Annotated in this window: 21 protein-coding genes; all 21 read right to left on the bottom strand. The window is 43.9% G+C overall.

What is annotated here, in order from left to right; translation table 11 throughout:
* Positions 1-139 precede the first annotated feature (139 nt).
* On the bottom strand, positions 140-598 hold the full coding sequence (locus Q91_RS10780; protein WP_015006936.1) for a YaiI/YqxD family protein: 459 nt from the start codon (positions 596-598) through the stop codon (positions 140-142).
* A 15-nt stretch (positions 599-613) separates the two neighbouring features.
* Positions 614-2470, bottom strand: a complete 1857-nt coding sequence (locus Q91_RS10775; protein ID WP_238538331.1) for a sodium:solute symporter family protein — start codon at positions 2468-2470, stop codon at positions 614-616.
* On the bottom strand, positions 2445-2696 hold the full coding sequence (locus Q91_RS10770; protein ID WP_015006934.1) for a DUF4212 domain-containing protein: 252 nt from the start codon (positions 2694-2696) through the stop codon (positions 2445-2447). Before Q91_RS10770 ends, Q91_RS10775 begins: the two co-directional genes overlap by 26 nt.
* A 208-nt stretch (positions 2697-2904) precedes the next feature.
* Complete coding sequence (locus Q91_RS10765) at positions 2905-4287, bottom strand: DASS family sodium-coupled anion symporter (RefSeq protein ID WP_015006933.1); 1383 nt, start codon at positions 4285-4287, stop codon at positions 2905-2907.
* Between the two features lie 19 nt (positions 4288-4306).
* Positions 4307-6748 carry an EAL domain-containing protein gene (locus tag Q91_RS10760; RefSeq protein WP_015006932.1) on the bottom strand — a complete coding sequence of 814 codons (2442 nt, stop codon included), beginning with the start codon at positions 6746-6748 and terminating at the stop codon, positions 4307-4309.
* 27 nt (positions 6749-6775) lie between these two features.
* Positions 6776-7984, bottom strand: coding sequence for a hypothetical protein (locus tag Q91_RS10755; protein WP_015006931.1), 1209 nt, complete (start codon positions 7982-7984; stop codon positions 6776-6778).
* Positions 7959-8369 (bottom strand): hypothetical protein, encoded by a 411-nt coding sequence (locus Q91_RS10750; protein ID WP_015006930.1) that lies wholly within the window; start codon positions 8367-8369, stop codon positions 7959-7961. Before Q91_RS10750 ends, Q91_RS10755 begins: the two co-directional genes overlap by 26 nt.
* A 78-nt stretch (positions 8370-8447) precedes the next feature.
* Positions 8448-10607, bottom strand: coding sequence for a YgiQ family radical SAM protein (locus Q91_RS10745; protein ID WP_148271156.1), 2160 nt, complete (start codon positions 10605-10607; stop codon positions 8448-8450).
* Positions 10607-10969, bottom strand: coding sequence for a DUF1499 domain-containing protein (locus Q91_RS10740; RefSeq protein ID WP_015006928.1), 363 nt, complete (start codon positions 10967-10969; stop codon positions 10607-10609). Before Q91_RS10740 ends, Q91_RS10745 begins: the two co-directional genes overlap by 1 nt.
* Positions 10970-11022: 53 nt before the next feature.
* A complete protein-coding gene (gene tatC / locus Q91_RS10735; RefSeq protein ID WP_015006927.1) occupies positions 11023-11775 on the bottom strand; it encodes a twin-arginine translocase subunit TatC in 753 nt (250 codons plus the stop codon).
* A 42-nt stretch (positions 11776-11817) separates the two neighbouring features.
* A complete protein-coding gene (tatA, locus tag Q91_RS10730) occupies positions 11818-12030 on the bottom strand; it encodes a Sec-independent protein translocase subunit TatA (protein ID WP_015006926.1) in 213 nt (70 codons plus the stop codon).
* A gap of 36 nt (positions 12031-12066) precedes the next feature.
* Positions 12067-12384 (bottom strand): phosphoribosyl-ATP diphosphatase, encoded by a 318-nt coding sequence (locus Q91_RS10725; RefSeq protein WP_015006925.1) that lies wholly within the window; start codon positions 12382-12384, stop codon positions 12067-12069.
* Positions 12377-12766 carry a phosphoribosyl-AMP cyclohydrolase gene (hisI, locus tag Q91_RS10720; protein ID WP_015006924.1) on the bottom strand — a complete coding sequence of 130 codons (390 nt, stop codon included), beginning with the start codon at positions 12764-12766 and terminating at the stop codon, positions 12377-12379. Before hisI ends, Q91_RS10725 begins: the two co-directional genes overlap by 8 nt.
* The gene (gene hisF, locus Q91_RS10715; RefSeq protein ID WP_015006923.1) at positions 12763-13536 is read right to left on the bottom strand and encodes an imidazole glycerol phosphate synthase subunit HisF; all 774 of its coding nucleotides are present in this window, start codon (positions 13534-13536) and stop codon (positions 12763-12765) included. Before hisF ends, hisI begins: the two co-directional genes overlap by 4 nt.
* Before the next feature lies 1 nt (position 13537).
* On the bottom strand, positions 13538-14272 hold the full coding sequence (hisA, locus tag Q91_RS10710; protein ID WP_015006922.1) for a 1-(5-phosphoribosyl)-5-[(5-phosphoribosylamino)methylideneamino]imidazole-4-carboxamide isomerase: 735 nt from the start codon (positions 14270-14272) through the stop codon (positions 13538-13540).
* 64 nt (positions 14273-14336) lie between these two features.
* Positions 14337-14999, bottom strand: a complete 663-nt coding sequence (gene hisH, locus Q91_RS10705) for an imidazole glycerol phosphate synthase subunit HisH (RefSeq protein WP_015006921.1) — start codon at positions 14997-14999, stop codon at positions 14337-14339.
* Positions 15000-15019: 20 nt separating this feature from the next.
* Positions 15020-15613, bottom strand: a complete 594-nt coding sequence (gene hisB, locus Q91_RS10700; RefSeq protein ID WP_015006920.1) for an imidazoleglycerol-phosphate dehydratase HisB — start codon at positions 15611-15613, stop codon at positions 15020-15022.
* An 86-nt stretch (positions 15614-15699) separates the two neighbouring features.
* Positions 15700-15954 carry a MoaD/ThiS family protein gene (locus Q91_RS10695; RefSeq protein WP_015006919.1) on the bottom strand — a complete coding sequence of 85 codons (255 nt, stop codon included), beginning with the start codon at positions 15952-15954 and terminating at the stop codon, positions 15700-15702.
* Positions 15955-16015: 61 nt separating this feature from the next.
* On the bottom strand, positions 16016-17875 hold the full coding sequence (locus Q91_RS10690) for an aldehyde ferredoxin oxidoreductase family protein (RefSeq protein ID WP_015006918.1): 1860 nt from the start codon (positions 17873-17875) through the stop codon (positions 16016-16018).
* A 338-nt stretch (positions 17876-18213) separates the two neighbouring features.
* Complete coding sequence (typA, locus tag Q91_RS10685) at positions 18214-20034, bottom strand: translational GTPase TypA (RefSeq protein WP_015006917.1); 1821 nt, start codon at positions 20032-20034, stop codon at positions 18214-18216.
* 66 nt (positions 20035-20100) lie between these two features.
* Positions 20101-20499 (bottom strand): rhodanese-like domain-containing protein, encoded by a 399-nt coding sequence (locus Q91_RS10680; protein WP_015006916.1) that lies wholly within the window; start codon positions 20497-20499, stop codon positions 20101-20103.
* Positions 20500-20527 lie beyond the last annotated feature (28 nt).

Genomic DNA, 20527 nt, shown 5'->3' with positions numbered 1-20527 from the left:
AATTGGTATTGTTAGGAATAACGGTTGGTATATTAGGTGTGAGTTATTACGGCTTATTATCGATTGAATAAGGGAGGGCTGTTTCCTATAGGCTTGCTTTCTATTAAGTAGCGCCTGAACTAAAACAATAAAACGAACGTCAACGTTTGGCTTGAGTTAAAAGTTTATCGAGTTGATTTGCAAATACTTGTCGGTCGGTATTATTTAAAGGCGGTGGGCCGCCACCAATTTCTAAGCCACTGGAACGCATGGTTTCCATAAAGTCGCGCATATTAAGACGGTCTTTAATGTTTTCTTTTGTGTATAGCTCACCACGCGGGTTTAAGGCCGTGCCACCTTTTTCTATGACATCAGCAGCTAACGGAATGTCGCCGGTAATCACTAAGTCTCCCGCTTGCATTCGTTTAACAATTTCATTATCGGCCTCATCAAAACCCTGATTAACGCGTAAAAAAGAAATATAAGCAGAAGGCGGCACCCGGATGGCTTGGTTGGCCACCAAGGTCATTTGAGTGTTTGTGCGCTCTGCGGCGCGGAATAAAATGTCCTTTATGACAACAGGGCAGGCGTCGGCATCTACCCAAATAGTGTTAAGCATCGTTATTATCGCTTCTTAGTGATCGTGAGCGGCAGCGGCTGCATTGGGCAGCCGAATTCGTTCAACCATATTCTGTACACTTTGAGGCGGTGCAGGCGTTAGGCTGGACACAATAAAGGCGACGGAGAAGTTCAAGCACATACCAATCGCACCAATGCCTTCCGGTGAAATACCAAACAGCCAGTTTTCAGCGGTATTAGCCGCCATTGGCTCTATAAAAATGCCTTTAAAATAAATGATATAGCCCATCGTGAACACCAGCCCGGTGAGCATGCCGCAAATGGCGCCGTATTTATTCATGCGCTTACTAAAAATACCCATAATCAGCACCGGGAACAAGGACGATGCAGCTAAGCCAAAGGCAAACGCAACGACTTGAGCAACAAAAGCGGGTGGGTGCAAGCCTAAATAACCAGCAACGAGAATCGCGAAGGCCGAGGTAATTCGACTAGCGCGTAATTCATTTTTCTCGCTGATCTTGTGCATAAAGGTGCTTTTTAATAAATCGTGCGAAATACTGGCGGAAATAACTAATAATAAACCAGCAGCCGTGGATAAAGCAGCGGCAACACCACCAGCAGCGATTAATGCAATGACCCAATTGGGTAATTGGGCGATTTCTGGGCTAGCCAATACCATAATGTCGCGATCAACGTAAATTTCATTAGCAAATGGTGCGTTATTCACTACCTTGCCTTCAGACGGATTAGTAATGATGCGTTCACCTAAAGCGCCACGTTGTTCAGCATCGAATACAGGCTTACCTTCGCCAGCAAATGCCTTACCTGCAGCATATTGCAATTTACCATCGCCGTTATGATCAAACCAGCCGAGTAAGCCTGAGCTTTCCCACGTTTGGAACCAACTAGGCATATCAGTGTAGGCGGTGCCGCTGTTATCAGGCCCATTAATACTGTTGATAATGTTTAAACGGCTTAAGGAGCCAACAACTGGCGCGGTGGTATATAACAAGGCGATAAAAATAAGCGCCCAGCCAGCCGATTTTCTTGCATCAGAGACTTTAGGAACGGTAAAAAAGCGCACAATAACATGCGGTAAACCAGCCGTGCCGACCATTAAGGCTAAGGTAATAGCGGCAACGTCGATCATTGATTTATCGTTAAACGGCTCGGTGTAGGCACCAAAACCTAAATCAAGCAGTGTTTTATCCAAGGCATCTAATAAAAACCCAGAGCCATCTGACATTTGACTACCAAACGCAATTTGTGGAATAGGGTTGCCTGTAAATTGTATGGCCATAAAAATAGCCGGTACAGAATAGGCAAACATCAACACAATATACTGTGCAACCTGCGTGTAGGTGATGCCTTTCATGCCACCAATGACCGAATAGATAAACACAATGCCCATGCCAAGGTATAAACCTTGATCTATAGGTAGTTCTAAAAAGCGCGAAAAGACGATACCAACACCGCGCATTTGCCCTGCGACATAGGTAAAAGAAATAAAAATTAAACACAGGACAGCAATGACACGAGCGGCACGTGAATAATAGCGATCACTAATAAATTCAGGCACAGTAAATTTGCCGAATTTACGTAAATATGGCGCTAGTAACATGGCAAGAAGTACATAGCCACCTGTCCAACCCATTAAATACACACCGGCTTCGTAGCCTAAATATGAAATTAAACCAGCCATTGAGATAAACGACGCCGCTGACATCCAATCAGCTCCGGTCGCCATGCCGTTAACGATAGGGTGAACACCTTTGCCGGCAATATAAAAATCGCCTGTTGTTTTTGCATTGGCCCAAATAGCAATGCCGATATACAGCGCGAATGTGGCCCCAACCACTAAGTAAATAAGTGTTTGTAATTCCATATCAATCATCCACGCCGTATTTAGCATCTAGTGCGCTCATTTTTTTAATGTAATAAAAAATTAAAAAAACAAAAGAAATAATGGAGCCTTGCTGAGAAAACCAAAAGCCTAACTTAAAGCCAGCAAATTCAATGCTATTAAGTGGTTCAACTAAAATGATGCCGAACACAAAAGAGACAAGAAACCAAATAAATAGCAGCTTCAAAATGAGACGAATATTATCCGTCCAGTAATGGTCAGTATTAGCCGACATAACACCCCTCCAAGTTATTTTTAATGACACCGTGTGTGAATTGATTGGTGTGTATACCCTTTGTAGGGTAAGTGTTTTTATTGTGTTGTATTATAGAGGATTAAGCGGTGCGATGCAATGAATGAAGAGAGTGTCATCACTGGAGTGTTTCTCTCATCATTTTGGTAGACCTTTTAATGGCGGAACCTGCAATATAGCAAGGCGCAATTTAGAGTAAAACGAACCAACAGATGGCTGTTATAACAAGGGTGCCAAGCAAGTTTAATATAAAGCCTTCTTTTGCCATCTGATCACCATGGATGTATCCACTACTAAACACAATGGTGTTCGGGGCAGTAGCAACAGGGAGTATAAAGGCGCAGCTGGCGCTGAATGCGGCGGGAACCATTAATAATAAGGGGTCAATGTCAGCGTTAATGGCGGTGGCGGCGAGTATGGGCATCAGCATGGCTGTGGTGGCGGTATTGCTGGTCGCTTCGGTCATAAAGGTCACGCTTAACGCAATAATGGCTATCATCACTATAAGGCTAAAGGCGGTGACAGCGGATAGTTGTTCACCTAGTTGGTTGCTTAGACCCGAGGCAACAAAAGCTTTGGCCAGACAAATGCCTCCGCTAAACAATAATAAAATACCCCAAGGTATTTGCTGAGCTGCTTTCCAGTCTAAGAGTTTTTGCTTGTTGCCATTTGGGGTAATAAATAAGACGATAACGGCCAGTAATGCGATAGATGCATCATTAGCGTGCGGTAAATTTAGCCAACCACTCCAACCACCAAAAGGCTCTCGGCGAGTGATCCATAGCAACGCGGTAAGCCCAACGACAAGTGTGACTCGTCGTTCGTGTGTTGTCCATGCGCCCACAGCAGGTAAGGAAAATTCGCCTGTACCCTGTAGGTGTCGGGTGAGCCAAAGCCAGACGATGGGAATAAAAGTGATTACTAACGGTAGCGCCCAGCTCATCCATTGGGTAAAGCTAATTTGCAAGCCGGTGTTCTCTTCATAAACCTGCATGAAAATTAAATTTGGAGGGGTACCAATGGGTGTGCCGATGCCACCGATGCTGGCAGAATAAGCGAGGCCTAGTAATAAAGGAATGGCTAGCTTTTTATTGTCAGTGCTATCAACGACGGCTAGCACAACGGGAAGTAGCATGATCGTTGCAGCTGTATTGGAAATCCACATGCTAAGTGTGGCCGAGGCGACCATAAACCCCAATACTAATCGTTTCGGGTTGTTGTTACCAAACCAATGGACCATGGTAAGTGCTATACGGCGATGAGCGCCACAATGAGAAATAGCCGTAGACAGTAAGAAGCCGCCTAGTAATAGTAAGATAAGCTTATTGCCATAAGCGGCAGCTACTTGCTCACTTGTTAAGACGCCTGTTAGTGGAAAAATAGCAATTGGTAACAGTGACGTGATGGGGATCGGCACTGGTTCAAAAATCCACCAAGTAATACACCAAACAGCGATAGCTGCTGTAATGATAAGAGGCTCAGGCAGCTTTCCATGAAAGCTGAAAAACAGCACACAAGATAGAATTGGGCCAGCGATTAAGCTTAAGGTTTTTAACGATAAGGGCGAGGTCAATGTATAGATATTAGGCTGATTAGTGACTGAGGATTAGTTTGTTATTAGGGAGCGTCGCCGAGGGCTTTGCTATATGGTAGCCTTGAGCATAATCAATATTATACGATGCAAGCAAATCTAAAATGGTTTGATTTTCAACAAACTCAGCAATGGTTTTTAATCCAGATAGTTGGGATATTTCAGACACTGCTTTAACAAACACTTGATCCTCCTTATGTTTTTCAAGTGTTTGAATGAAGGAGCCATCTATTTTTATATAATCAACGGGTAATTGGCGTAGGTAAAAGAAGGACGCATAGCCAACGCCGAAGTCATCAAGTGCAAACTTAGCACCGGTTTCCTTGATATCGTTCATTAGGTTGACGGCTGTATTGATGTTCGCCACAGCGGTGGTTTCGGTGACTTCTATGATTAGTTTTTTAGCGTTAATATCGTGCTGCTTGAGCCCCTCTTTAAGGGTGCTGATAAGGAGGGTATTGTTAAAAGCTTTGCCCGACAGGTTAATCGATAGTTTTAAAGGGTTGTTTTGTGTCTGTAAGAAACGTAATGTTTCAAAGGCCAGCTGTAAAACAGCTAAGTCAATTTGGTTGATGAGTCCAGACTGTTCGGCAATGGGGATGAAGCTGTTAGGCATAATAATTTCACCGTCCAAATCGATCATTCGAACGAGAGCTTCAGCATGAGAGATTTGATTAGTTTTAATATCTAAAATTGGTTGAAAATGTAGGCAAAGCCGCTTATCTGCAAGAGCCGCTTCAATTTTTTCTTTCCATAAAATGCGTGTTTTTAGTAATTCTTTGGTTTGTTCTTTTTGGGAGTATAGGTGTGACTTACTACGGCCGCTTTCTTTAGCTTGGTACATTGCGATATCGGCATTTGACATAAAATTCTGAACAGTCAAACCATATTCGGGGAACATAGCGATACCAATACTGGCGCTAATATTATGTTGCGTGCCATTGTATTCAAATCGCATTAAACGCAGTTTTTCTATAATTTTTTGAGCGAATTGAGTGGCGCCATGAGCATCAATATTGGGTAACAGTAAGGCAAATTCATCGCCCCCTAAGCGAGCTAAGATATCGGATGAGCGGATAGTTTGTTGTATGGTCTCAGCGACTTGTTTTAATAAAAGGTCGCCGGCGCCATGGCCACTGGTGTCATTAATGTATTTAAACTGATCGAGATCTAAATAAAGAATAGCGCCGTTGCTTCTATAACGTTGAGAAATCTTTAATTGCTGCTCAAACTCAAGTTGGAAGCGGCGGCGATTAAAGAGCTTGGTGAGAGAGTCATGGTCTGCGAGCCAAACAAGGTTTTGTTCTTTTTCTCTAATTAACTGACTGCCTTTTTCTAATTGATCAATCACCATAGTGGCTGATTGCTCGAGTGTGACTAACTCGTCTTGAGTTTTATATTTATGCCTACGCGTTTGTTGCAAATAGACTCTTGCTTGATGGAAGTTCCCTTTAGATAGAGCAGGCAATGCATTGCTGACCGTTATTAATCGATGAGTAGCCTTCAGCAAAATAGGTAAAAGAATCACAACAGAGGCGATTAGCGCCAGTAAGATGGCATAAAGCGCTTCTTTTTTAGATTGCTCAATTAAGAGATAGTCTTCAGAAAGGTCGGTAGCGATTAGAAGCTGTGGGCTATTTGAATGAGAAGGCTCGACTAAATTAAACAGGCGTAAGCTAAATTGCTGCTGCCCTAGATCTAAATGACTGCCGTTGGTATCGGCAAGGTTTTGCTCTGGGTGGGCCTTATAAAAATTTGTAAGAAGTTGCTTAAGCTTATATGGGTTAGTACTAGCCACAATATTGAGCGGCCCGTATTCATTGTCCTCAGTAGTTGAAGAGCGGCTTAGGATGGCGATATCTGTACGTGTTGCTTCTTTAAATGTAATGATAATGTCGGCCAACGAGCGAACAAAGACAAATAAAGCGTTCTGCTCGCCCATTGAATCAGCAAGGACAGGGATGTAGACAATTTGGTAGCATTGGATTTGGCAAAATAGCTTATAACTGGGTTTTTCTAGTCTTAGGACGTTCGTTAAGTCTTCATTGGGTATGACCGCCGTCACGTTTGACCCCCAGAGTGCCTTTAGTTGGCTTTCTTGGTTGTAAAACGATATAGACACTAAGCCCCAGTTGGTTTGTAGGCTCCCCCATTGCTGAGTGATAGCTTTAATAGCCTGTTCTTCAAACTGAGTGGGAGTGTTGCTACGCTGTGTGGTGTTCAATTCTGCTATTTGTTCGATAAGCCTTGCAGATTGGCCGATGAGTGCTTTAACGATAGATAATTGGTATTGTTGTTCCTGATGATGCTGGCGTTCAAACTGCTCAGTAATTTGCTTATAACTGGTGCCATATTGGATGGCATGGGTAATGCTAAGCAACAGGCCGAAAAGTAATAGAGCTTTCCATTTGATGCTAAAAAATAAGTTATTTTTTCGACGCATAAGATTTTGGCTGCTTTGCTAATTAAATTAGAAGCGATACGAGACTTGCAGCGCAAACAGGCTCCAATGCTTTTTTGTGGCTAGTCGGTCTGGGTTGTCGGCAAACGACAAAATGGCGGTGCCATTGAGGCGATGATACTCTGCTTGAATCATCCATTGGCTTGAGGGGCTCCATTCTAGGCCGAGCATATAATCTTTAGTAAAAGCAGCACTGCGAAGTGAATTAGGTACGCTGGTTCTGCCGTTTCGGTTATCTTTGTCTAAGAATAAAGCATCATAACGCGCATAGCCTTTCACACGGTTGGTGAAATAATAATCCCCTTGAAGGTAGTAACTTTCAGTTACTGGCGATGCATCAGGGTAGAAAGGGCCAAAGTTTTTAAAAGTATTTTCTTGTCTAAGGTATTCCCCAGTTAAGGTAATATCGCCAAAACGTTGTTGGGCAGACAAGATAAACTGTTCAAAATCTAAATCACCATTGTCAAAAAAGTCGCCTAGCCCGCTGGGTTTGTACTCCATATCAGCATTCGCATAACTAAATGCTAAACGTGTTGCGCCACTGATACTTTCATAGCCAATTTTAGTGATGTAGCTAGGCATATTTTCTAAGTGGCCGGGGGCATCGAATGTCAAAATAGCGATTTCAAGCTCGTCTAAATCATCACCTAATTCTCCAGCATTAAGTTGAAACGAAAAGTAACCAATATCTAGAGTTTTATCGACATAAATTTGAGCACCATCGGTGCTTAGAAGTAGGTTACGAGAGCGTTCGTAGTTTATGCCGGGTAAGGTTATTGAAGGTCGTGTAAAGGCTACGTCACGCGTTTCATTATAAAAGCCAAAAGGGTTTTTGATGCGCCCTAAGCGAAGACCCATGCGCAGACTGTAACTATCTATAATCGTCCAGTCGATCAAGGCAAAATCGATCCCCGCTTCTTCGCTTACATCACCAGCATGTCGATATATCCCTTGTGCAGCTACTCGTATGTTATCTAGGGGGCGAAAGGAAACATTAATGCCAGTTTCTGTAAGGCCTAAGGTTCCACGGTGTTTACTACTTTGACCATATATATTATTTGCAGTAGTTAAAAAATAACCTTGACTCGCAAAGCCATGTATTTGAAAGTCGTCTAACGGCTCAAAAGAATGAGCGGGGCTGAAACTGGTTAGCAGTTGGCTACTAATAACCAGTAAAGCCCAGCAACGATGTTTAATCGATTTTAATAATACGCACATTATCATTTCCTTTGTTAGCGTAGCCAATGGCACCGGGAGAAGAAGAAATGGCTTTCAGCATTTCTTCTTCACTGTCGACGGTGATGGGGGCCTCCCCTGTGCCAGAATAAATGTTTCTATCCCATATGCGCCTAAGTTTATAAGGGAAAACATGTAGGCTTGTTTTTGAAAATTGTTGATGAAGAGCGTTTTCATCGCTCAACACAAAAACTTTTATGGGGCGGCCGCTGGGCCAATATAGGGTGCGCATGGTAAAGATGTTACGGGCTGCTGTAGCGGATAGCGTATCAACAGGTACGCTAGGGTGCGCAATAAGTTCAACCGCCTGAGAAAGGGGCGATAGTTGGCAAATAAGGCAAAATATAATAAAACGTACTCTTTCCATGAACACGGTTCTTGAAAGTATTAGTTTTCAGTGTAGTACGTTTTATAGATTTGGCAATGCTTGGCCAAAGGAAAGGGGTTAAAGCTTATTTTTTCCTTTTTTAGTAGTCAATGGTTTGTAACCTTGTTTAGTGTGCTTAGTAACAAACTTCTGCACACCTTTCTTTTTAAAGTTCTTTGTGCCAACAGGTTTGCTAGGTATTAAGCAGTTGGGGGCTTCGCCAATGAGGTGTTTTTTGCCAGATTTTAACAGTAAATCTTTGATGACCTTCCAGTTAGCAGGGTCATGATAACGAAGCAGTGCTTTGTGTAAACGACGCTGCTCAATCTTTCTGACGGTGTTCACTTTTTCGCTTTTATAGCTGAGGCCTTTAAGCGGATTTCTCCCAGTGTGATACATCGCCGTTGCGGTGGCCATCGGCGATGGATAGAAGGTTTGCACTTGGTCGGCTTGAAATTTATTTTTTTTCAGCCATAAAGCTAGGTTGACCATGTCTTCGTCTTCGGTGCCCGGGTGAGCGGCAATAAAGTACGGAATGAGATACTGTTTTTTCCCGGCTTTTTTGGTGAATTTCTCGAACATGGTTTTAAAGCGATCGTAAGTGCCAATACCTGGTTTCATCATTTTCGATAAAGGCGCTTGTTCAGTATGTTCGGGGGCAATTTTCAAATAACCTCCGACATGATGCGTTACCAGTTCTTCAACGTATTCAGGTGATTCTACTGCAAGGTCATACCGCAGGCCGGAAGCGATTAAAATCCGTTTAACACCTTTAATTTTTCGCGCTTTTTTATATAACTTAATTAACGGGTCATGGTCTGTATTTAAGTTGTCGCAAATGCCAGGGTAGACGCAAGAAGGTCGTCTACAGGCAGCTTCAATCTTGGGGTCTTTACAAGCAAGACGATACATATTGGCTGTTGGGCCGCCAAGATCAGAGATTGTGCCGGTAAACCCCGGTGTTTTGTCGCGAATGTCTTCAATCTCGTTCAAGATGGATTGTTCTGAACGATTTTGAATGATACGCCCTTCGTGTTCGGTAATGGAGCAAAAAGTACAGCCACCAAAACAACCGCGCATGATGTTGATGGAGAAACGGATCATTTCATAAGCGGGAATACGCTGCCCATCATATTTTGGGTGAGGGACGCGTTGAAAGGGCAAGCCAAATACCTCGTCCATTTCTTCGGTGGATAAAGGAATCGGTGGTGGATTTAACCAAACGTCTTTGCCATCGTGGTTTTGTACTAATGCACGCGCATTGCCGGGGTTGGTTTCTAAATGTAAAACCCGTGAAGCATGGGCGTATAAAACAGGGTCGCTTTTTACCTTTTTGTATGAAGGTAAACGTATAACCGTTTTAGCGCGATCAGTTTTGCTGTGTTTAGGTAAAAAGCTGAGTGTGACGACTTGGCTGCCATCGTCGGAATCATTTGTATTGTTGACCTGACATTTTCCGCCGGTTGCTGCGGCCAATTCTTCATCTGACTGATAAGGGTTATTGTGTGGGTCAATTTTACCTGGCCGGTCAATGCGAGTGGAGTCAATGAGTGTCCAACCATCCGGTAATGTATTGCGGACGAACGCCGTGCCGCGAATATCCTTAATATTGGCGATGGCTTCATTTTGGGATAGTCGGTGTGCTAACTCCGCAATAGCTCTTTCCGCATTACCATAGAGTAAAATATCGGCTTGAGAGTCAATTAAAATGGAGCGCCTAACGGCATCATCCCAGTAATCGTAGTGGGCTATCCTTCGTAGGCTCGCTTCAATGCTTCCGAGCACCGTGGGGACATCTGGGAAGGCCTCTTTACATCGCTGTGTATACACAATAACGGCGCGATCTGGACGACGACCTGCCTGATCACCAGGTGTATATGCATCGTCTGAGCGGGCGCGTTTATCCGCAGTATAGCGGTTAATCATTGAGTCCATATTGCCGGCAGCAATACCAAAGAATAAGTTTGGTTTTCCTAGTGCCGAAAAATCTTTGGTACTTTGCCAGTCAGGTTGGTCGATAATGCCAACACGAAAGCCTTGTTTTTCCAGTAGTCGGCCAATAACAGCCATGCCAAAGCTTGGGTGGTCTACATAGGCATCGCCGGTGACGACGATAATATCGCAACTATCCCAACCTAGCGCATCCATTTCTGCGCGGCTTGTCGGTAAGAAGGGTGCTACGCCATAGCACTCCGCCCAATATTTTGGGTATGAGGATAAAGGTTCAGCCGTAGGGATCACAGAATAATGCCGTGTTGTTTTAATAATGAACGAAGTCTTTCAACGCGACGTCGGTTAACACCAAAATCGTAATAACCCGTACGGGAGGCCGAGCGTACATGAATAATTTGTTGCTCTATATTTATGATTAAATCGAGATCATCAACAAAACCAAAAACACGACTGGTGATTTCTGCATGAATATGATTCTCATCATGGATAACAGCGATATTGTTGTCGAGCTGGTTAAGCACCTCTAGCAATCGCTGTTGATCAACTGGCTGATTTTGTTTTAATTTAAAGGGTGCAATAGCATGTTCGTCATCTGCTTTACTGGAGACGCAATTGGGTTTATCTGGGCAAGGTTTTAAAGAAGGCATGTTTGCGTATGCTGGTGAGCACATAGTAATAATTAGGAGTAAAAATAGTGTTTTCATTGGGCTGTTTGGTGTTCGGTTGGTCGAGCAAACCTTTTTGACATTAAAAGGCCTATTTCAAAAAGTAACCACATGGGTAAAGCTAATAAGGTTTGAGAGATAATATCAGGTGGTGTTAATAACATGCCAATAACAAAGGCGCCAACGATGATATAAGGGCGCTTTTCAGCCAAGCTTTGTGGTGTTGATACGCCAGTTTTAACCAACAAAAACGTTGCAATAGGCACTTGAAATGCCATGCCGAAAGCAAAAAATAGCGTTAGGATGAAATCTAAATATTTGCTGATATCAGTCATCACGGCAACGCCTTCGGGCGCGGTTGCTGTCAGAAACTTGAAGATCAGCGGCATGACGACAAAATAAGCGAACAGCATACCACCATAAAACAGGAAAGTAGCAGCGCTAATTAACGGTAAGGCGATGCGTTGTTCATGTTGATAGAGACCAGGAGACACAAACAGCCAGACTTGGTAGAAAACCCATGGAATGCTAATAAAAACGGACAACATTAGGGTTAGCTTTAGCGGTGTTAGGAAGGGTGAAATCACTTCAATTGCGACCATGCTAGTGCCTTCTGGCATATGGGTTAGCAGCGGTTGAGCGACCAGTGAGTAGATGTCATTCGCGAAAGGAGCCAGTGGCAAAAAAACGACGAGCAGACCAATGATCGCGTGAATAAGACGCGTTCGTAATTCAACTAAGTGCGAAACGAAGCTGGTTTCTTGGTCGTTAGGGTCAATGTCTGACATAAGGTAAAACGTTATCAGCAATGAACGCCAATAAAGCGTTAATTACTGTGTCGAGTCGTCTTTTTTAGTATCGTCGTTAGCAACTGATTTTTGATGATCAGTGTCTTTTTCTTTTTCGCCTTCCTTCATGGCGCCTTTGAAGCCTTTGATTGCGCCACCTAAGTCGCCACCAAGGTTACGTAAGCGTTTCGTGCCAAATAATAAAAGCACAATAACGAGAATAATAATTAATTGCCAAATGCCGATGCCACCCATGGTAACCTCTAATTGAAAGTTGTAGTAAGAATCATTCTACTTGGTTCTATTGGCTTTTTCATCTAGCCCAGATAGCCCAAAGCGGCGCTCAAGTTCCTTCAGCACATCGTCAGCACTTAAGTCTTGTTGTGCTAATAAGACCAGTGAATGAAACCACAGATCTGCCGTTTCGTAAATAATTTGTGTTTTATCGCCAGACTTGGCGGCAATGACCGTTTCTGTTGCCTCTTCGCCAATTTTCTTAAGAATGGTATCAAGCCCTTTATCATATAAACTGGCAACATAGGATGCTGTGGGGTCATCTTGCTTGCGCTGCTGCAAGATGGTTTCAAGTCGCTTCAGTATGTTACTCATTTGAATAAATATTTTTGGGGTCTTTTAAAACAGGGTCTGTGTCTTGCCATTGTTCATCGACTAATTGCCGATAAAAGCAACGTTCCCGGCCAGTATGACAAGCAATACCGCCTTTTTGTTCAACAGACAGTAGGATAACATCTCCATCGCAGTCTAAGCGAATATCATTGATGATTTGTTGGTGACCAGATTCTTCACCTTTATGCCAAAGTTTATTGCGAGAACGCGACCAATAAACAGCGTGCCCTTGTTCAACGGTAAGCTGTAAAGCTTGTTGGTTCATCCAAGCAAACATAAGTATTTTGCCTGTTTTGTGGTCTTGAGCTATAGCAGGGAGAAGGCCTTTTTCATCCCATTTTATTTCGTCAAGCCAGGTGCTCATAATCGAACCTCTATACCATTATCTTGCATGTGCTGTTTTGCTTCACCAATACTAAACTCTGCAAAGTGAAATATGCTAGCAGCGAGGACTGCATCGGCTTTACCTTTAGTGACGCCATCGACTAAATGGTCTAAGGTGCCAACACCGCCAGAGGCAATAACGGGTACTTCAACCGCTTCGCTGATGGCGCGGGTGAGTTCAAGATCAAACCCAATTTTAGTACCATCACGGTCCATACTGGTGAGTAAAATTTCACCGGCGCCTAAGGCAACCATTTTTTTTGCCCATTCGATGGCATCGATACCGGTTTCTTTTCGGCCACCATGGGTGAATATTTCCCAGCGTTTGGGTTCGCCGTTGGCGCTAACGCATTTAGCGTCAATAGCGACAACAATGCATTGTGAACCAAATCTCTCGGCGGCTTCCTTAACAAAGTTAGGGTTAAAAATAGCTGCGCTATTAATGCCAACTTTGTCTGCCCCTGCTTTTAGCATGCGGCTAATATCGGCTAATTCGCGAATACCTCCACCGACGGTTAGGGGAATAAAGACTTCATCGGCAACTTGTTCTATAACGTGCACAATGGTTTCGCGGTTATCCGAGGTGGCGGTAATATCAAGAAAGGTGATTTCATCCGCTCCTTCTTGGTCATAACGTCTGGCAACTTCAACGGGGTCGCCAGCATCTCGAATATCAACGAATTTGACGCCCTTAACAACACGGCCATTGTCTACATCTAGGCAAGGAATAATACGTTTGGCCAGTGCCATATTAAGCAAACGTCTCGGCTAGTTTTTCACCTTCAGCAAAATCAAGCGTGCCTTCGTAAATAGCCCTACCGGTTATGGCGCCCATGATGCCATCATCGGCCACCTTACCTAGGGCATAAATGTCATCCATATTGGTAATACCGCCAGAGGCAATAACTGGAATACGAATAGAGCGGGCAAGTTTGGCGGTGGCTTCAACATTGACGCCTTTCATCATGCCATCTCGACCGATATCTGTATAAATAATAGACTCAACACCGTCATTTTCAAAATGCTGTGCTAGGTCGATAACATCGTGATTAGATAGTTTTGACCAGCCATCAATAGCGACTTTGCCATCCTTTGCATCTAGGCCAACGATAATATGGCCAGGGAACTCTGCGCAGACATCACCAACAAAGTGGGGGGCGCTGACTGCCTTTGTGCCGATAATGACGTATTGTACGCCAGCATTAAGGTAGGTCTGAATAGTATCTTCGTCGCGGATACCGCCGCCAACTTGGATGATTAAATCGGGGTGAGCCTGCGCAATATCGTGAACAACACCTGCGTTTACAGGCTTGCCAGCAAAAGCACCGTCCAAGTCAACGAGGTGTAGCCGCTTAGCGCCTTCATTTACCCAGCGTGAAGCAACCTCTACAGGGTTGTCTGAAAAAATAGTTTCATCATCCATGCGGCCTTGGCGTAAGCGAACGCACTTACCTTCTTTAAGATCAATGGCGGGAATAAGAATCATGTTAGTTGTTCCTGGTGGTGTTAAGGGTTGCGTTTAAAGGGTATCTGTTTGATTGGAAAAATAGTTAAGCATGTCCATTTGATTCAGCTGTACCATCCCATTTTAAGAAGTTTCTAAGTAACTGCAATCCTGCATGTTGGCTTTTTTCAGGGTGGAATTGTACAGCGACTATATTTTTACACATAAGCGCACAGGGAAAGGGGGCTGGGTAGTTTGTGGTAGCAGAGGTGTGTTCTTCGCCCACTTCGCTAGCATGATAGCCATGAACAAAATAAAATCGTTCGTTTTGAGCTATATTATTAAAAAGTGGGTTTTTGTTTGTGTAATTAACTTCATTCCACCCCATGTGTGGAATTTTAATAGTATTTCCCTGTTCATCATATGTTCCTGATGGAAACTTTATAACATTTCCAGGGATAATGCCTAAGCATGTAACCCCATTGTTCTCATCGCTATGTTGCAATAACGCTTGCATACCAAGACAAATACCGAGTAAAGGTTTGTTCTGTGCGACTTGTTTAATGATGTCATCTAAACCTGTTTTTTGTAGTGCAGCCATACAGTCACGAATAGCGCCTACGCCAGGGAAAACAACGTGATCAGCAGATAAAATAATATTTTTATCGGCCGTTACAATAACAGTAGCGTTTGGGGAAGCGGTTTTTAGTGCTTTTTCGATGGAGTGTAAGTTCCCCATCCCATAGTCAATAACGGCAACGGTGGCCATAATTTAGATCTCGTTTAGTGTTACAAGCAACCTTTTGTTGAAGGGACGATGCCTTCCATACGGGGGTCTCTTTCTAATGAAAAACGAAGAGCCCGGCCAAACGCTTTAAAGATAGTTTCAGCAACGTGGTGTGCATTAAGGCCTTTTAAATTATCTATATGTAAAGAGATGTTGGCATGGTTTACGAAACCTTGGAAAAATTCACGAAATAAATCAACGTCAAAATCTCCAATTCTTGCGCGAGGGAATTCGACATCGTAAACAAGTCCCGGGCGGCCAGAAAAATCGATTACAACCCTAGATAAAGCTTCGTCTAGTGGTACGTAGGCATGACCATAACGATAAATGCCTTTGCGGTCGCCCAGCGCGTCAGTAACAGCTTTGCCTAATGTAATGCCTAGGTCCTCAACGGTGTGATGAGCGTCGATATGCAAATCGCCCTTGGCATTAATGTCCAAATCTATCATGCCGTGACGAGCAATCTGGTCAAGCATATGTTCGAGAAAGGGGATTCCCGTAGAAAAGTTTGTTTTACCGTTACCGTCTAAGTTAATAGAAACTGAGATTTGGGTTTCTAGGGTGTCGCGATTAACAGTTGCTGTTCTGCTATCCATTTTTAAAGTATATGCTATGTTGCGAGTAAGCTGGCATTTTCCCAATAACGAGAAAGGATAGCAAGCAGGAAATAGGCGTTTATCTGTTAGCCGCCAACAACCGGAGGCCAGAGACTTAACGTGTCGCCATCTTTAAGCAGTGTGGAGTCACGTTTGTCTTTGTCGATATAAGTGCCATTTAAAATAACTAAATGCAGAGTCTTATGCGATAAATTTTCACGATCGGCAATGCTGGTGATGGTATCACCAGCTTGAATAGGAACCGTTCTAATTTCTCCGCCTATATTTTCAGGTGCTATTTTAGCTAAAGAGGCGAAAAGTTTGAGGGTGATTGTAGGCATGTTCTATATGGTAAAGACAGAGCAGTCACAACGACTGCTCTGTCGGATACAAAGTGATAATTTACAAACTTAGGCGTTGTTTTGTTGCTTCTTTAAGTGTGCCGTCTTGATTCCAACCACGAACTTCGTAGTATTCGGGCAACATTCTATCTAGCTCACAAACTTCACCTTTTGCAGGGCCTGCTTTGACAGGCTCACTTAATAAGCGAGGTGGAAGCGTGTCATCGGCAGCTGTGAAACCAGCATTGTTGTTGAACTCACGCTCAAGGTTCCAAACGCGCTCGCCTAATTGGCCGAGTCTTTCAGCTGTCCAGTCGCCTTCGCAGGCAGCATCAATTTGTTCTGCCACTTCTTCAATGCCTTGTGCGAATGATGAGAAGGTGCAGATGCCGGCAGAATCAAACACACTAGTTGTATCTTGGAATGCCATCAGTAGTTCTGCTTTTCCTTCGTAGGCTAATGGATCTGTTTTGAAAGGTATCCCGGCTGTTTCTGAGCCGTTAGTGTAACCACGTACGTGACAGGCGCCACGGTTTGATGTGGCATATCCAAGACCCATGCCTTTTACAGCGCGAGCATCATAGGCTGGGAACTCTTGCCCTTTAACAACAATAGCGAGGTCTGGGCGGCCGTATTTTTCACAAAAACGAAGTGAACTTTGAGCGAGTTCTTGTCCAAAGCCTTCATGTTTTGCAATCAGTTCAATACATTCCACCATCGCCTCAGCATTGCCAAAGTTCATTTCAATGCCGCCAGTATCTTCTTTTGTAAGGATGCCTAGCTCATATAACTCCATGGCTGCAGCAATAGTGGCGCCTGCTGAGATGGGGTCAAGAGCTTGCTCATTACAGACAAAGTTAGCATAGGTCACGGCGTCTAAATCATCTACACCGGTATCGCAACCTAATGCCCATGCAGCTTCATATTCATTACCACCAGAATTACCTTTAAAGTGCTTATGGATGTCATCACGGTTTTTAATGCTGAAATGCTCTGGGTCGATTGTTGAGATACGTCCACAAGATATAGTGCAGGCAAAGCAGCCGGCATTTCGTGTTAAGTTTGGCTTACCGTCACTTTCCCTTGGTACGGCCATTGCCTCACTTGACAGTTTAGGTGCATTGTCAAAGGTGCTGTCTTGCCAGTTTCTAGCCGGTAAAGCACCCACTTCGTTCATATGGTTCATCATGACATTGGTACCTAAGGCGCTGAGGCCTTGAGTCATTTCACTGTCAGCGATAATTTTTTTAGCTTTGTTAGTGGCTTCGAAGAAACGTTTTGGATCTTTTATATTGCCAACACCTTTGCTGCCTCTAAGGGTCACCGCTTTGACATTTTTTGAACCCATAACAGCGCCTACGCCGGAACGCCCAGCAGCACGATGTAAGTCATTAACGATAGCAGAATATAGGTTGCCCTTTTCACCAGGTAGGCCAATAGCAGCGATTCTTAGTTGAGGGTCTTGGTGTTTATTATGAAGCCATTCATCGGCTTCCCAAACAGATTTGCCCCAAATTTCATCCGCCGGCAGGATCTCGCATTTTTCATCAACGATGCTGATATAAACTGGGGAGCTTGCTTTGCCTTCTAGGATAATCATATCCCAGCCAGCACATTTCATTTCGTTGCCAAAAAAACCACCTGAATTTGAGCAAGCCAGAGCATTGGTTAAGGGGCTTTTAGTGACACAAGAGTAACGACCACCCGTTGAAGCCATGGTGCCTGTTAGTGGGCCTGTTACCATATACAGCTTGTTTTCTGGCGCTAGAGGCTCGACGGTTGGGTCCACTTCTTCTGTAAGGTACTTTGTCGCTAGCCCTCTCTGGCCTAGATAAAGTTCTGCCCACTCCATATTGAGAGGTTCTTCAGAAGATGTCCTGTTTGTTAGATTTATGCGTAATACTTTTTTAGTCCAGCTCATGATCTACACCCTGAATATATTAGAATTGGTTTAGTATAGTAAGTCTGATGTGGATGAAAGACAATATGTTTTGATGAAATAAACGTTGTAGGGTGTAAGGATATGCTTACCCTGATTGAGGTTGTAGATGATTATTTACTAGGGATGTCAGGTCTATACTTTTAACGTCGCTAGAAAATTTATGAGAAGGATCTCACCAAACAAGGATTGTTTGCTAGGGAAGTGTAAAGGATTACACAATCAGTATGGATGCTGGTAAGGATCAAATTTTTTGCCAACCAAGCAATGCGACCACTTAACCGGCGGAGTTTACTCCGCCGGTTTTTTTGTGCCTGATATTAAGACTTTGGTGCGCGTGAGGCACGTTTACGTTCGTTTTCGGTTAGTAATTTTTTTCTTAGACGAATATGGTGAGGTGTGACTTCAACTAACTCGTCATCTTCAATAAACTCAAGCGCTTGTTCTAGCGTCATGACGACGGGAGGAACGAGTGTTAAGGCTTCATCTGTGCCCGATGCACGCACGTTAGTAAGCTGTTTGCCTTTGGTCGGGTTGACGACTAAATCATTACCGCGTGAATGAAGCCCCACGATTTGTCCTTCGTAGACTTCTTCGGCATGACCTAAGAATAATTTACCTCTTTCTTGCAGGTTGAATAAGCCGAAAGCCAATGTTTTGCCTTTGACCATAGAAACTAAAACGCCGTTTTGTCGAGAGGTGATTTCGCCGTCTTTCACTTGACCATAATGATCAAAGACACTGGTCATGATACCCGAGCCAGACGTCAGCGTTAGGAAGTGACCGCGGAAGCCGATTAAACCACGCGAGGGGCTCATAAATTCAAGTCGTATGCGTCCTTTACCGTCAGGCTCCATATTGGTTAGCTCGGCTTTACGTAAACCCATTTCTTCCATAATGGGTCCTTGGTGCTGTTCTTCAATGTCAATTACAACCATTTCGAACGGTTCCTGCATTTTGCCATCAATTTCTTTTTGGATGACTTCAGGGCGAGCAACACCTAGTTCAAAGCCTTCACGTCGCATGGTTTCTATCAGCACAGATAAGTGCAATTCGCCTCGACCAGATACGATGAATTTGTCAGGTGAGTCGCCGGGCTCAACACGCAGAGCAACGTTATGGATAAGTTCTTGGTTAAGACGGTCTTTAATATTGCGCGAAGTGACAAACTTGCCATCTTGTCCAGCAAAAGGTGAGTTGTTAACAGAAAAGGTCATGCTAACGGTTGGTTCGTCTACAGACAGCGCAGGCATGGCTTCAACATGATCAGGGTCGCAGAGTGTGTCAGAAATTCCAAGACCGTCGATGCCGTTAATGCAAACGATGTCGCCAGCGAATGCTTCGTCAACGTCTATACGTTCAAGGCCTAAATGACCTTTTACGTTTAGTACTTTGCCTTTACGCTGTTTGTCATTGCTATCAATAATAGTAACGGTTTGCCCTGGTTTTAAGCTGCCACGAGTAATGCGACCAACACCAATAACACCCACATAGCTATCGTAGGCCAGTGATGAAATTTGCATTTGGAATGGGGCGTTTACATCAACAACAGGCGTGGGAACGTTGTCTCTAATAATTTCAAATAATGGGGTCATATCATCGGCTAGCTCATCTGCTTCTGGGCCAGCAATACCATTAATGGCAGAGGCATAAATAACAGGAAAATCGAGCTGTTCATCGGTGGCGCCAAGTTTGTCGAACAGGTCAAAAACCTGGTCAATAACCCAGTCAGGGCGTGCGCCTGGCCTGTCAACTTTGTTGATAACAACAATGGGCTTTAAGCCTTGTTCAAAAGCTTTAGAGGTTACAAAGCGTGTTTGTGGCATTGGGCCATCAACTGCATCAACCAATAATAGGACACAATCAACCATTGAAAGAACTCGCTCGACTTCGCCACCAAAATCGGCATGGCCCGGGGTGTCCACAATATTAATATGAAGACCTTGCCACTCAATCGCTGTGTTTTTTGCGAGGATGGTGATGCCGCGCTCTTTTTCTTGGTCGTTAGAATCCATGATTCTTTCTGTACCAGAGTTTTTACGGTCTAATGTGCCGGATTGTTCTAGTAATTTGTCAACGAGGGTGGTTTTGCCATGGTCAACGTGGGCGATAATGGCGATATTACGGAGGTTCTGTTTCACGAAATTAGGTTCCTTTGATTGGGTGAGTATCGGTTGATATGAATATGAGTTATGTATAGAGCGACGTTAGCTTTGTTCCCAAGGGAGTTGATGATAGCGCCAGCCCCCTAGCTTGCCTCGATGGTTGTTTTTATCTTTATCGCCTTCAAAGCCTTCATTCATGTTGTATAAGGACTGGTAGCCAGCCTCTTCTAATAATTTAGCCGCTTCCATTGAGCGTGCGCCACTGCGGCACATTAAAACAATGGTTGTTGACTTTGAAGGGACGTGCTTTTCAACCTGTTCAACAAAATCGGGTAAAGGTTTCCAGTTAGGTGGTCTTTTAAGCGGTACGTGGATAGCGCCAATGGGGTGGCCTACAAAAGAAAATTCAATAAATGTACGGGTGTCGATCAATACGGCATTAGAGTCGTTGTTAAGAATTTCGTAAGCCTGGGTAGGCGAGGTGCTTTTGATGCTAGTCATGGATTGACCTAAATTAACGTTAGCCGCT

The organism is Cycloclasticus sp. P1 (assembly GCF_000299965.1).
Lineage (GTDB): Bacteria > Pseudomonadota > Gammaproteobacteria > Methylococcales > Cycloclasticaceae > Cycloclasticus > Cycloclasticus pugetii.
The sequence above is the reverse complement of the archived record's forward strand: the minus strand, read 5'-3'. Positions and strand labels throughout refer to the sequence as shown.